Origin of the sequence: Butyricicoccus porcorum (genome assembly GCF_002157465.1) — a bacterium.
Lineage (GTDB): Bacteria > Bacillota > Clostridia > Oscillospirales > Butyricicoccaceae > Butyricicoccus_A > Butyricicoccus_A porcorum.
This window is the reverse complement of sequence record NZ_NHOC01000011.1, coordinates 25,642-38,094: the sequence shown is the minus strand read 5'-3', so window position 1 is coordinate 38,094 and position 12,453 is coordinate 25,642. Positions and strand designations below refer to the sequence as shown.

Annotated in this window: 13 protein-coding genes and 1 other RNA gene; 4 read left to right on the top strand and 10 right to left on the bottom strand. The window is 53.9% G+C overall.

Annotation, left to right across the window (positions count from 1 at the left end):
* Positions 1-352 precede the first annotated feature (352 nt).
* Positions 353-1,285, bottom strand: coding sequence for a sugar-binding transcriptional regulator (locus CBW42_RS12015; RefSeq protein WP_087021893.1), 933 nt, complete (start codon positions 1,283-1,285; stop codon positions 353-355).
* A 245-nt stretch (positions 1,286-1,530) separates the two neighbouring features.
* Positions 1,531-1,830 (bottom strand): hypothetical protein, encoded by a 300-nt coding sequence (locus CBW42_RS14750; protein WP_087021890.1) that lies wholly within the window; start codon positions 1,828-1,830, stop codon positions 1,531-1,533.
* 137 nt (positions 1,831-1,967) lie between these two features.
* Between CBW42_RS14750 and CBW42_RS12005 the strand changes: the two genes are divergently transcribed.
* Both CBW42_RS12005 and CBW42_RS12000 read left to right on the top strand, forming a co-directional pair.
* Positions 1,968-2,528: a manganese efflux pump MntP gene (locus CBW42_RS12005; protein WP_087021887.1), complete on the top strand. Its 561-nt coding sequence runs from the start codon at positions 1,968-1,970 to the stop codon at positions 2,526-2,528.
* Positions 2,529-2,722: 194 nt separating this feature from the next.
* Positions 2,723-3,403 (top strand): GTP pyrophosphokinase, encoded by a 681-nt coding sequence (locus tag CBW42_RS12000; protein ID WP_087021884.1) that lies wholly within the window; start codon positions 2,723-2,725, stop codon positions 3,401-3,403.
* 97 nt (positions 3,404-3,500) lie between these two features.
* Here CBW42_RS12000 and CBW42_RS11995 read toward each other — a convergent pair whose 3' ends face one another.
* From CBW42_RS11995 to CBW42_RS11985, 3 genes are all read right to left on the bottom strand, one after another.
* A complete protein-coding gene (locus tag CBW42_RS11995; protein ID WP_133058307.1) occupies positions 3,501-3,917 on the bottom strand; it encodes an SLC5/6 family protein in 417 nt (138 codons plus the stop codon).
* A gap of 16 nt (positions 3,918-3,933) precedes the next feature.
* Entirely contained in the window at positions 3,934-5,115 is a 1,182-nt protein-coding gene (locus CBW42_RS11990; RefSeq protein WP_087021879.1) for a Gfo/Idh/MocA family protein, read from the bottom strand.
* Between the two features lie 93 nt (positions 5,116-5,208).
* Positions 5,209-6,141, bottom strand: coding sequence for a sugar phosphate isomerase/epimerase family protein (locus CBW42_RS11985; protein ID WP_087021876.1), 933 nt, complete (start codon positions 6,139-6,141; stop codon positions 5,209-5,211).
* Between the two features lie 312 nt (positions 6,142-6,453).
* On the opposite strand from CBW42_RS11985, the gene CBW42_RS11980 reads away from it, so the two are divergent.
* Together CBW42_RS11980 and CBW42_RS11975 are read left to right on the top strand one after the other, a co-directional pair.
* A complete protein-coding gene (locus tag CBW42_RS11980; RefSeq protein ID WP_087021873.1) occupies positions 6,454-7,326 on the top strand; it encodes a helix-turn-helix transcriptional regulator in 873 nt (290 codons plus the stop codon).
* 275 nt (positions 7,327-7,601) lie between these two features.
* Positions 7,602-8,030, top strand: a complete 429-nt coding sequence (locus tag CBW42_RS11975) for an Hsp20/alpha crystallin family protein (protein WP_087021871.1) — start codon at positions 7,602-7,604, stop codon at positions 8,028-8,030.
* 104 nt (positions 8,031-8,134) lie between these two features.
* Here CBW42_RS11975 and CBW42_RS11970 read toward each other — a convergent pair whose 3' ends face one another.
* The 5 genes from CBW42_RS11970 to ffs all read right to left on the bottom strand — a co-directional run bounded on the left by CBW42_RS11970 (position 8,135) and on the right by ffs (position 12,437).
* A complete protein-coding gene (locus CBW42_RS11970; protein WP_087021868.1) occupies positions 8,135-9,313 on the bottom strand; it encodes an MFS transporter in 1,179 nt (392 codons plus the stop codon).
* Between the two features lie 131 nt (positions 9,314-9,444).
* Positions 9,445-10,047 carry a recombination mediator RecR gene (gene recR, locus CBW42_RS11965; protein WP_087021865.1) on the bottom strand — a complete coding sequence of 201 codons (603 nt, stop codon included), beginning with the start codon at positions 10,045-10,047 and terminating at the stop codon, positions 9,445-9,447.
* Between the two features lie 6 nt (positions 10,048-10,053).
* Complete coding sequence (locus CBW42_RS11960; RefSeq protein ID WP_087021863.1) at positions 10,054-10,425, bottom strand: YbaB/EbfC family nucleoid-associated protein; 372 nt, start codon at positions 10,423-10,425, stop codon at positions 10,054-10,056.
* A gap of 15 nt (positions 10,426-10,440) precedes the next feature.
* Positions 10,441-12,078 (bottom strand): DNA polymerase III subunit gamma/tau, encoded by a 1,638-nt coding sequence (gene dnaX / locus CBW42_RS11955; RefSeq protein ID WP_087021860.1) that lies wholly within the window; start codon positions 12,076-12,078, stop codon positions 10,441-10,443.
* 92 nt (positions 12,079-12,170) lie between these two features.
* Positions 12,171-12,437: signal recognition particle sRNA large type (gene ffs, locus CBW42_RS11950), an RNA gene on the bottom strand.
* Positions 12,438-12,453: the final 16 nt, after the last annotated feature.

Sequence of the window (12,453 nt, the reverse complement as noted above, 5' to 3'; positions counted from 1 at the left end):
GCTGAAAATGGAGCTTTCGTCGCAAAAAAAGCTGATAACCCGCATATGCCCTGCCAAAGTCATCAGCACAAAACGGAGAAACCGTATTTGCAGATGCAACAAAAAGTCACGTTTCGCTTTGGCAATATCTTACCATGCCGCAAAAATTTTGTCAACCTGCGCGCATCTGTCATCATGTACTTTTGGAACAGGTTGAGCCGACTTTTTTACGATTTTTGACGGTTTTCCGTCACTAAATTAACCAAAACAGCAACGTATTAAAACCACAATTTAACCATTTGATCCCTTTGGATACAAAAAAAGAAGCGGATTGCCCGCTTCTTTTCCCGTTATTCAAAATTTTTGTAAGCTGTTATGCATAATTCCACTTATCCGTCATGACGGCATCGACCAGCGTTTCCCGTGCAAAAACATGGGTCAGCAATCCGGTTCGCAGTGCGCCTGCGAGTGCTCGCGGGCTGACGTCTGCCGCACACAGGCCGATGACCTGCCGGCACTTCGCCAGCTTCTCCAGCGGGATATGTACCAGATAATCCGATTCCGGACGGATAAACCGGCCATTGATGTCATACGAATACGCTACCATATGACCAACCGTGCGGTTGTCCTGCACCAGCGGACAATCCACATCGACCGCTGCAGTTGTCTCATGGATGCCGACAACTGCCATATCCAACTGATCCCACTGTTCAGAGATTGCGCGGTAATGGCTGGTTTCAGACAGCAGATTCCGCTCATTCATGTCAGCCGGGAAGGCCGGAGTGTACAGGAATTTCGGCTGTGCACACAGTCCCTCTGCAATGATGCGGACGTTTTCATCTGTGTGAAACCGGCGCGATGAGACGCTGCTGTTTCCGACCAGTGGACACACCGTCTGAACCGAGCTCTGCCGGGGCGGAACGCGCTCCAGCAACGAAGTCAGCGCGCCGATGATGGTGCCCCAGCCAATGCCCAGTGCCTTCGGCTGCTCCGCTTCAATATACTCCAGCAGCTTCTGTGCCAAGTTGAAATCACTCATGCTGTTGTTTTCCGCTTCCGGGATCAATACGCCTCCCTGAAGGCCATAGCGCTGGCACAGACGTCCCAGCAGCGCATCCACATCACATACAGGCTGATGCACACGTATCTCCACAATGCCCAGATCTCTGGCCTCCCGGAGCATGCGGCTGACGAGCGGACGGGACACATGCAACAGATCGGCGATTTCGCCTTGTGTCCGATCCTCCTCATAATACATATGAGCGACCCTGGAAAGCCGCTCTATTTTGTTTTTCCTGTAGTTCATTTTGCATCTCCACCATTCACGAACATGCCTACAGCCAGACTATACACCCCGGACAGACCTCCACCCCCGTCCGATGCAAGCTGTAAAGCATTCAGAGAAGAATTCGAGCTGATCCTTCCCATTGCGTGCAGGCCGCGGTTTCCGCCGCAAGCCGTTCCCTGTTTTCCCTAGGTGTCCTATTACCTTATATACTATCATAAGTATAGCATTTTTTTAATAAAATATCAATAAATCCGTCTATACTTTTACAAAAAATGCGCTATTTTTTTGCGCTCAGGGTGCCATTTTATGTTAAAAATGTGCCTACGAGCTGACAGAATTAACTTTTTCCAATGCTTTTTTCCGTTCGCATATTCATTTTCTGCTCTGCGCCCCTTTTTGGGGTTGGACAGTGCCGCCAATCTCTCTCCATATCCGATTTTCAGCCTGTTTCCCGTCCCGCACGACAGCAGCCGACCAATTTTTTCTTGACAGCCGGAGTGCTTCATGATATGGTAAACAAGATATAAGGGAGTAGTCAGCGCACGGCGTAACTGAGTCAACATACTGGAACACCGGTTCCTGGCTTTGTTTGAAATGACGAGACTTATCTGTAGTACTTGCCGCAGATAGGGTTCGTCTTTTTGTATGTCCCGATCTCCGGCAAAATTCCACAATTTTCGGAAAACAAGGAGCAAATGACATGAATTTATTTGAACTGTTTATTCTGGCGGTCGGCCTTTCCATGGACGCTTTTGCCGTTTCTGTCTGTAAGGGGCTGTCCGTGCGGCAGATCAAACCCAGGCATGCTTGTATTGTCGGCGCATACTTTGGCGGCTTTCAGGCGCTGATGCCGCTCATCGGCTTTGTGCTCGGCGTGCAGTTCCAGCGCTATATCGTCAGCATCGATCACTGGATTGCCTTTATCCTGCTGTTGCTGATCGGTGTAAACATGATCCGTGAATCGCGCGGCGATGCGGAAGAGCTGAACGACTCGTTCACCTTCCCAACCATGCTGCCGCTTGCAATTGCAACGAGCATCGATGCACTGGCCGTCGGCGTCACGTTCGCCTTCCTCCAGGTCAACATCCTGCCCGCCGTGCTGTTCATCGGCTGCACAACCTTTGTCCTGTCCGCAATCGGCCTCAAAATTGGCAATGCCTTCGGCGTCCGCTATAAATCACGCGCCGAGCTGTGCGGCGGTATTGTGCTCATCCTGATGGGATGTAAGATCCTGCTCGAGCATCTTGGATTTCTGCCGTAATCCCTCACTGAAAAAAATGCACTGCGCCGCCGGTAAACCGGCGGCGCATTTCTTTTACATTCCGGTCACACTTTCGTCACAGCAGGTTCGTTGACAGTCCTTTCGTGTCACGGTATAATAAAAACAACGGGGAAACACCGTAAAATCCTCAGTTTTTGCAGTTTTTCCCAATTACAGAGAAAGAATTGAGAGATATGATAGAAAACAACGTAGAACAGTTTACAAAGCTGATCCCGCAGAAAACCGACCTCGTGGGTTTCGCATCCATGGCGGAATCCTTTCAGCGTCTGATGACCTATTACCGCTGTGCGATCATGGAGGTGGAGACAAAATTCCGCGTGCTCGATGTCCAGCTGTCCCTGAACAGTGAAAACAACCCGATTGAAACCATCAAAACCCGCCTCAAACGTCCGGAAAGCATTGCCGCAAAAATCCAGCGGCGCGGCCTTCCATTTACACTGGAAGCCATCGAAAACAACCTGTTTGATATTGCAGGGGTTCGTGTCATCTGCTCGTTCCCCGAGGACATCTACCGTCTCGCAGACAGCCTGCTGCGGCAGGATGATGTCACGCTGATCGAGCGCAAGGATTACATCCAGAATCCCAAACCAAACGGCTACCGCAGCCTGCATCTCATCATTGAAATCCCTATTTTCCTGCAAAATGAAAAGCGCATGATGAAGGTGGAGGTGCAGCTGCGCACCATTGCCATGGATTTCTGGGCGAGCCTGGAGCACAAGCTGCGGTATAAAAAAGATATCCGCAATGTGGAGCATTACGACCAGATCTCCCAAAAGCTCAAAGCCTGTGCCGAAATGAGTGCCACGCTTGACAGCCAGATGGAGGCCATCCGCAACCAGATCGAAGGCATCTGAACCAACAGCAGCATACAATAAGACCCGCCGGTTGGAGTTCTGGCGGGTCTTGCTTCGTCTTGGAGTATAAAGAGAGAGTGGCTCGCTTTCAGGGGGATTATGCCAGTACCAGCGGCGAGAAGATAATGTACATCAGGACAACAACTGCAATGCCTGCAATGGCCCAATATTTGCCCGTCTTCCAGGGTGTCATATCCAGAACCTTTGCGTCCGGCATCTCCCAGTCGGTCTTGCGCGGTGCAGCCTTGATGCAGACGAAATAAATGATGCATTCGAGGACAAACAATGCAAAAACGACATACAGATAATGGAACTGGCTGAAAAACGGGATGACCTTGGTCAGTCCATACAGTACCATATGTACCGGAACAATGATCTTCGGCGCGATGGCCGGTGCCTTCTTGCTCAGCAGACCGAACAGGACAGCGGTCAGCAGCGGCATGGAGAAGAAGTCCGCCCAGATGGCGCCCTTCTGACCCTCTGCGAGGTTCTTGCCGCCAAGGGAGTGATTCACCCGGGAGAAAGCTGGATTACTCGTAATCTACCCAGCATGCGCCATTGTTTGCCGATTCAACGCACTTTTCAATCCACTTCACGCCCTGTGCACCCGACTCGACGTTCGGATACCAGAAGTCGCCGTATTCTTCGCCGTTATTCGCCGCGTCCATTGCGACAGCAAATCTGCGGTACAGATTTGCCCATGCCTCGAACAAGCCTTCCGCATGACCGCCGCCGATGCGATCCTCGACACGTGCTTCCGGATACAGATAGCCTGCACCGCGCTCCAGCGTGCGTACCGGCTCGCCTTCGATTTCATAGGTCATCTGATTCGGACGCTCATCATCCCACTCAATGGATGCCTTGGAGCCGACGACACGGATCTTATGGCCATGGCGTGCGCCGCAGTTGATGGAGCTTGCCCAGCAGTATACCTTTGCGCCCTCCTGGACAGACTTGCTGCCCTTCAGTCTCATGATGACGAATGCATTGTCCTCCAGCTCACGGCCTTCGACGAACGAATCCTTGGTGCACATCAGGTTGTCGATCTTCATATCCGGGATCATCGCCTCGATGATGAACAGCGGATGGGTGCCGACATCGCCCAGTGCAAAGGACGGACCTGCCTTGGTCGGATCAAAACGCCACTTGGCTGCCGGGTTGGTCTCCTCAATTTTGTAGTTGTAGCCGCCGAATGCAAAGCTCATGTTGATGACACGAATATCGCCGAGGTCGCCGTGCTGAATCATCTGGCGTGCCTGCTGAATCATCTGGTGGCCGGAGTAGCCATAGGTGACACCGACAACGCGGTTCTTTTCCTTTGCGAGGGCAACCAGCTCTTCTGCCTCCTCAGAGGTGAAGCACAGCGGCTTCTCGCAGACAACGTGCAAACCTGCTTCCAGGGCAGCCTTGCAGACGGTGTAATGCATGCCGTTCGGGGTAGCGATGGAAACAGCCTCAATGCCGTCCTCACGCTTTGCCTCTTCCTCAAACATGGTCTTATAGTCCGGATAGCAGCGGTCCGGTGCGACACCCAGCTCTGCGGCAAACGCCATGCCGCGTTCCGGATTGATGTCAAATGCACCTGCAACCAGCTGGAAATTGTTGTCGCGCAGCGCTGCGGAACGATGAATGTAGCCGATCTGGCTGCCCTTGCCGCCGCCGACCATTGCCCAGCGAATCGGATGATCCAGTACCTTGGAACCGTTAATCATAGTCATTTCCTCCTCAAACTCAGAATCCCAAACGGACTCGCTTATGTCAGATTACATGCTTCACATTGTGTTTGCTCAGATTGTGTACGTTATTCAGATTGCGTAGCCGACCGACTTGAGATAATCCACGCTGCGCTTGACATCACGCAGGGACGTATCGGAGTTGCGCGGGTCACGCTCCTGTTCGATGGTAATGTAACCGCTGTAACCGATTTCCTCCAGTGTCCTCTTGATTGCCGGATAATCGAGCGCGCCGGTGCCGATCGGGCACATTGCGCCCTTGCCGCAGCCATCAAAGAAACGGATGTGCTCACCGAGAACCTCACGGTAAACCTTCTCATTGACATCCTTGAAATGGACATAATCCAGCTTGTCCTGATACTTTTTCAGGTACTCGACGGGATCCATGCCGGAGTAATACAGATGACCGGTGTCGAGGCAGAGGCCTGCAACCTCATACGGGATATCGCGGGTAATCCGCTCGATGTCGTCAGCGAATTCAATATACGTACCGGCATGCGGATGGATAACCGGGCGGACGCCCCAGCTGTTTGCGCGGTCGCAGACAGCGCGGACATTCCCGACGAATGCTGCCCATTCTTCGTCGTTCATGCGCGGTGCACGGTCGAAATGACCTGCCGCGAAGTCGCGCTCATCATGGCCCCAGTCCATGACAGTCAGGTACGGGGTCGGCCACTTCTGTCCCTCATGTACCGGCAGCTTCGGCATCTTCGGATCGGTAATCAGCTTGCAGATATCATCGACTGCCTGAAGGACGCTCGGCTGGTTGGCAGGATCGACAAGATCATGGAAAATCGTGCCAACGACAATGGCAAGACCGTTCTTCTCCAGTTCTGCCGCAACGGTATCGACGTCGTTCGGGATATATCCCCACGGGCCAAGCTCAATGGCACGGTAGCCTGCCTGGCTCGCCTCGGAAAGGACTCTCTGCCAAGGCGGCAGATACGGATTCTTTGGATCATCAACACCCCAGCAGCTCGGTGCTCCACAAATATTCATACTCATAGCTTACACACTCCTTATCATCCTCTAAGTCTTTGTTGCGGCAGAAAACACGGTATCTTGTTGTCACCCCATATATTCCCGGGTTTTTACACGATTTTACGTTTCTCCCGCTGTGTTTGTATCCTGTCTTCATTGATTGACTGTGTTGTTTTCCTGTGTTATGCTTTTATTATACTCCTATTTTAGCGGCTGACCTCTAGTAAGTTGTCTGGATGACCGCTTGTTTTGCCGTTATTCTGCACAAATTTCAGCTTCAATTTTTGAACACTACACTATCTTGTTGTCATTTGCGTGTGAAAGGAGCAAAAGCCCATGAACGAAGCGAACGCTGCCCTCGCAAACATCTTTGAAGGCAACCGTCTTCCCACACTGGTTTATGCAAACCGGCAGGACTACGGGCGCGAAAAACACGACCGCCCCATGCACGGGCACGACTCGCTTTGCGAGCTGCTGCTGTGTTATCGCGGCTTCGGCACCTATAATATCGATTCCTTTTCCTATATGATCCAGGAGGGCGATCTCATCTATTACAATGCGGGTGAGCTACACGAAGTCGTGTCCAATTATGACACGGAAATCGGCACATACTGCTTTGGCTTTTCTGATGTACACTTCCGCGGGATGCCGAAAAATCACTTCATCCCGCAGGACAGCCCGCATGTGCGTCCGTCACAGAGCATGTTCTGCTTCCTGCGCGATCTCGCGGAGCAGATTCTTGACCGCTATAACAGCAATCCGTTTGACCAGGTTACGGTACAGCTTTTGGGAGCATCCCTGCTCATGCTGGCGGCGCAGATGCCGACCACGCCGCAAGAAGAACATATCTCCGACACCGCTTCCCAACTGACCACCCGCATCAAGGAATACATCGATGCGCATTACACCGAACCGCTCAAGCTGGAGAATATTGCACAAGCTCTGTCGTGTTCTGTCCCCTATCTCGCGCACACGTTCAAGGACGCAACCGGCTACTCTCCCATCCAATACGCCATCCGCCGCCGCATCGGGCTTGCGCAGACGCTGCTGATCTCCAGCGACTACTCCGCAACGCGCATCGCGACCATGGTCGGCTATGACAACACGAACTATTTCAATTCACTGTTCACCCGCATTGTCGGCACCACGCCGATCCGATACCGCAAAAAATACCTCGAATCGCTGCACGGCGAGCGCGATCAGATCTGAATTAGCACTCTCTTATCGAGAGTGCTAATTTTAACAATTTTGTCACATTTTTTGCGAATTTTATTCACAATCCACTTCTATACTATAGTCATACAAAAAAAGAGCGCACCGAAAGTACAAACCACCGGGCGCAGAAGAAGGAAGGCGTGTCCCGTGACACAGTTCATCTTTACCTGTTGTTAGCACTTAGCTTGTCTAATTGCTAGCACACCGTGCCATCCCCCCATTTTACTTCACATCACTTTGATTACTTTATTACGAAAGGACAATGACTTATGTTTGGAATGATTCCGTTTGAATACCGTGACCACAATCTGTTTAACGCATTTGACAACTTCGAGCGCAGCTTCTTCGGCAACAGCAATGTTGACCTGCCTGCATTTCGCACCGATATCCGCGACGCGGGTGACAAGTATCTGCTCGATGCCGAATTGCCGGGCTTCAACAAGGAAGACATCAGCCTCGACATCAAGGATGGCATCCTGACCATTTCTGCCGAGCACAACGAAAGCAATGACCAGAAGGACGACAATGGCAACTACATCCGCCGCGAACGCCGTTACGGTTCGTTCCGCCGTTCCTTCGACATCTCCGGCATTGATGAGAATGCAATTTCCGCATCCTATCAGAACGGCATCCTTCAGCTGACCCTCCCGAAGGCACAGCAGGTTCTGCCGCAGAGTCACCGGATTGCCATTGAGTAAGTTTTTCTTCCTACAATCTTTTGGATCTCATTACCACCTCCATGCATTGATATGAAAGAGGAGCAGGTTTCCGTTTTTCCGGTTACCTGCTCTTCTTATTTGCCTTATTTTACCGTCTTTTTCTGATGATACACAAAAAACAGTGCTGCCGCGACAAGCAGAACGGCAACCAGCACATACAGGAAGCACATGCCGCCGCGAATTCCGATGTGGTCGGCAATCGTGCCGATGGCGCTCTGTGTCAATGCCGCGCCGATGCCCGGAATGGCAATGAACATACCCATGCACATCGGGTATTTCTCCATCAGGTTTTCGCTTCCGCCCAGTGCCGTGCCGTACATGCCTGCCATGAACAGGCCGAGGCCGATCGCACTGACCGTCATCGGAACCAGCGTATGGCTCATCATCAGCCCGGTAAAGCACACTGCGACACCGAGCGACATCACCGCAATCATATGGTGCGGGCGGAACCGCGTGGACAGCCAGGCGCTTGCAAACCGCCCGACCAACAGGGCTCCCCAGAGCGCAGTTGCCAGCAGCTGTGCCGTCGATTCCTTCGCGACGCCGGAATCGACAAAATAAGTGACCAGCCAGCCCATGACCGAGCCCTCAATGGCAAGATAGCTCATGATAAGCGCTGCGCACAGCCAGAATATTTTTGTGCGGAAAAAGCCGAAGTCTACTGTTCCGCTGTCCTCGTTGCTTACAGAATCCTCCGGTCTGATCTCAACGCGCATGCCATGCAGAAACATCACAATACCGACTGCAATTGTGATGGCAAATGCCAGACGCCATGATGTGCCGCACACCATGGCGACCAGCGGCGCCGCACAGGCACCGACAGCAAAAAATGCCTGCGCCAGATTGAGCAGGCTCGCATTGCTGCCTGACATCGTGCTGACAAGCTGGTTTCCAAAATTGCACGTGCTGCCCTTGCAGATGCCGGTGAGCAGCATGGCAAACAACAGTACAAACGGATTGCCTGTCACCATCATCAGTGCGAGTCCGACAAACGCCAGAATGCCGAAGCCAAGATAAACTGCCTTGACGGAAAGCCGCTGTGCAATCATGCTGACACACACACCGGTAACCAGATAGCCAATCTGCTGCGCGGACATCATCAGTCCGCCAATGCGGTAACTGATGCCATAGTCCGCCTTGATGGACGGCAGTGCCGAACCGATCAGAATCAAATACAGTCCCATTGCAAAATATGCAATGAAAAAGTCGTAAATCAGGTAACGCTGCCGTTTCGACATATCTTTCAGTCTTTTTCCCTTCATGTTTCTTTCCTCCCCTTCTGTTGCGATTATATCACGGCGGAATACGGGAAGTCTATCACAATATCGACATATCACTGGTACAAAACCGGATAAAAAACGGACGGACTCCAAAGGAATCCGTCCGCTGTCGTTTATTCAATGCTCTGTCTGCCGTCGAGCGCACGCATCAGCGTGACCTCGTCGATATATTCCAGCTGACCGCCGACCGGAATGCCATATGCCAGACGGCTGATGCGGATGTGGAACGGCTTTAACAGCCGCGCCAGATACATCGCTGTCGCTTCACCCTCCGTGTCCGGATTGGTTGCCAGGATAACCTCCTGGATGTCCTCCTCCGCGACGCGGTGCAGCAACTCACGAATGCGCAAATCATCCGGGCCGATGTGGTTGAGCGGCGAAATTGTGCCGTGCAGCACGTGGTACAGCCCATGATATTCGCGCGTCTTCTCGAACGCCAGTACATCCTTCGGGTCGGCAACCACGCAGATGGTATGCGTGTCGCGCGCCGGATCGGAACAGATCGGGCACAGCGCCTCATCCGTCAAATTCTGGCATTTCGGGCACAGGTGTACGGTCTGCTTGGCATTGGTAATTGCCTGTGCCAGCGCATCCGCCTGTTCCTTCGGCAGGTTGAGCACATGAAACGCCAGCCGCTGTGCCGTCTTGCGCCCGATGCCGGGCAGCTTGGCAAACTCATCGATCAGCGTTTCCACCGATGGTGCAAAAAATTTCATGGATGCTTAAAACATGCCCGGCATACCGCCGCCGGTCGCCTGACGCATGATTGCCGCGCTCTCCTCATCTGCGGTCTTGAGCGCCTGATTGACTGCCGTGACAATCAGATCCTCCAGCATTTCGATGTCATCCGGGTCAACAACCTCCGGGTTGAGCTTCAGGCTGACAATCTCATTGGAGCCCTTGACCACCGCGGTGACAGCGCCGCCGCCGGAGGTCGCGGTATATTCCTTCTGCCCCAGCTCTTCCTGTGCCTTGACCATTTCCTCCTGCATCTTCTGTGCCTTCTTAATCATGGCGTTCATGTTCATTCCGCCCATGCCGCCCATAGCGCCGCCTCTGCCGGCCATGCCGCGGCTCTTAAAACCCTTTGCCATTGATATATCCTCCTGTCAATCGTCTATTTCACATGCAATATCCAACTCTCCGGCGCGCCGGATGATATCGTCAACCGGGTTTGCCTTTGTGGACAGCGCACTGACATTGCTTTCTTCCAGTACCTTTACGCGATAGTCCCTGCCCATAACCGTCTGTGCGGCCTGCGCCAGCGCCTGCTTGACGCTGGTCTCGTTGCACAGCTCATACGTAAACGAATCCTCGCACACAACCAGCAGGTCTTTGCCATGCAGCACACCTTTGGCAAAGGTCAGCTGTGCGAATTTGCTCATCGGCAGCAGCTTTTTTGCCGCCAGCGTGATGTCATTCCATTGCGGGCTGCATTCCAGCTTTTCCGGCTGCTTTGGTTTTGCAGGCACCTGCGCGGGTGCATCCATGTCGTCCCAAAGCGGCATGTCTTCATCGCCCGGGGGTGGTGCGTCCAGATCCGACGGAAACCTGTCGTCCGATGGCTGCTGTGCCGCAGGCGCAGCAGCCATAACAGGCACACCGTGCGCGAGCTTTTCCTCCAGCGCATCCACACGCCCGCTCAGCGTATCGTAATCCTCCGCCGTCAGCTGGCACAGCCGCACGACACACAGCTCCGCTTCTATGCGGCGGTTGGCCGCATGCGGCATGCGCGTGAGCGCCTCCTGCAAAATACCGGTATACGCGAGCAGACGCGACGCAGGTACGCCTTCACACAGGCGCTGTACCGTTTTGAGCGAATACGCCGGGGACAGAAGCGTGGAAACATCGCTTTTGCTGGTCTTGACAAGCAGCATGTCGCGGATCAGCCCGAGCAACTGGTCGAGCACCGCACCCAGCTCACGCCCGGCAGTATAGCTCTCCGCCAGCTGGCCGATGGCCGCCGTCAGATCACCCGTCAGGATGTGCTGCATCAGATCAACTGCTGTGTCACCCGCCAGAATTCCGACGCCGGACGCCACATGTTCCTCATCAATCGGCTCACTGCTGCCCGCAGCGGCGCGGTCGAGAATGGACAGTGCGTCGCGCAGCGCACCATCCGCCAGCCGCGCAATCATGCGCGCGCCGCCTTCGGTCAGCGCGATGTGCTCCTGCTCCGCGATTTCAGTCAGTCGGTGCGCGATATCGTGCGGCGAAATGCGGCGGAAATCAAACCGCTGGCAGCGCGATAAAATCGTCGCAGGGACTTTATTGATCTCCGTCGTCGCCAGAATGAACAGCACATGCGCCGGCGGCTCTTCGAGCGTCTTGAGCAGCGCGTTAAACGCGCCCTGTGACAGCATGTGCACCTCGTCGATGATGTACACGCGCATTTTGACCGATGCCGGCGTATAGCGCGTCTCGTCACGGATGTCGCGGATGTTGTCGACGCCGTTATTGGATGCCGCGTCAATTTCCACAACATCGAGCACGCTGCCGTCGAGAATACCGCGGCAGGATGGGCATTCGCCGCACGGATCGCCGTTTTGCAGGTTGGTGCAGTTGACCGCGCGCGCCAAAATTTTGGCGCAGGTGGTCTTGCCGGTGCCGCGCGTCCCGGTAAACAGATAGGCATGCGACAGGCGCCCGCTCTCCAGCTGTGCGCGCAGCGTATCGGTGATATGCTGCTGTCCCACAACGTCGGCGAACCGGGTCGGGCGCCATTTGCGGTACAATGCCTGGTACATGCGTCTCTCCTCTCCCGAAAATCGGAAAAACGGGCAATCGAAATTGCCCGTTTGTTTGCTGTTTCGCATGGAGAGAACGGTGCTCCGCGCGACCGCGCACCGGCCGTTGAACGAAACGTAATACCTGGTACCCGTACCGTCCGGCTCAGACTCGGTGTTCCCGCGGCACACACCGGGTTCTGCTTAATGCTGCTCGGTTCCCCGCCTGACATGGTTCACAGTCCGATGTTGCGCAGGACCGAATCTTCATCGCCTTCCGATCCGGGTCAAACAATACACGCGCCGCCCGCGGGCCGGGATTCACCCCTGCTATAGCGGATTGCAGGTACAGGACACCGCTGCCGTCCCGGCTAGCGCAGCCACGCGGAGCATCGT

Bases quoted from the DNA above. Each gene is read 5' to 3' on its own strand.
- CBW42_RS12015 (WP_087021893.1), bottom strand. From the start codon at position 1,285: ATGAACTACAGGAAAAACAAAATAGAGCGGCTTTCCAGGGTCGCTCAT.
- CBW42_RS14750 (WP_087021890.1), bottom strand. From the start codon at position 1,830: ATGTTGACTCAGTTACGCCGTGCGCTGACTACTCCCTTATATCTTGTT.
- CBW42_RS12005 (WP_087021887.1), top strand. From the start codon at position 1,968: ATGAATTTATTTGAACTGTTTATTCTGGCGGTCGGCCTTTCCATGGAC.
- CBW42_RS12000 (WP_087021884.1), top strand. From the start codon at position 2,723: ATGATAGAAAACAACGTAGAACAGTTTACAAAGCTGATCCCGCAGAAA.
- CBW42_RS11990 (WP_087021879.1), bottom strand. From the start codon at position 5,115: ATGATTAACGGTTCCAAGGTACTGGATCATCCGATTCGCTGGGCAATG.
- CBW42_RS11985 (WP_087021876.1), bottom strand. From the start codon at position 6,141: ATGAGTATGAATATTTGTGGAGCACCGAGCTGCTGGGGTGTTGATGAT.
- CBW42_RS11980 (WP_087021873.1), top strand. From the start codon at position 6,454: ATGAACGAAGCGAACGCTGCCCTCGCAAACATCTTTGAAGGCAACCGT.
- CBW42_RS11975 (WP_087021871.1), top strand. From the start codon at position 7,602: ATGTTTGGAATGATTCCGTTTGAATACCGTGACCACAATCTGTTTAAC.
- CBW42_RS11970 (WP_087021868.1), bottom strand. From the start codon at position 9,313: ATGAAGGGAAAAAGACTGAAAGATATGTCGAAACGGCAGCGTTACCTG.
- recR (WP_087021865.1), bottom strand. From the start codon at position 10,047: ATGAAATTTTTTGCACCATCGGTGGAAACGCTGATCGATGAGTTTGCC.
- CBW42_RS11960 (WP_087021863.1), bottom strand. From the start codon at position 10,425: ATGGCAAAGGGTTTTAAGAGCCGCGGCATGGCCGGCAGAGGCGGCGCT.
- dnaX (WP_087021860.1), bottom strand. From the start codon at position 12,078: ATGTACCAGGCATTGTACCGCAAATGGCGCCCGACCCGGTTCGCCGAC.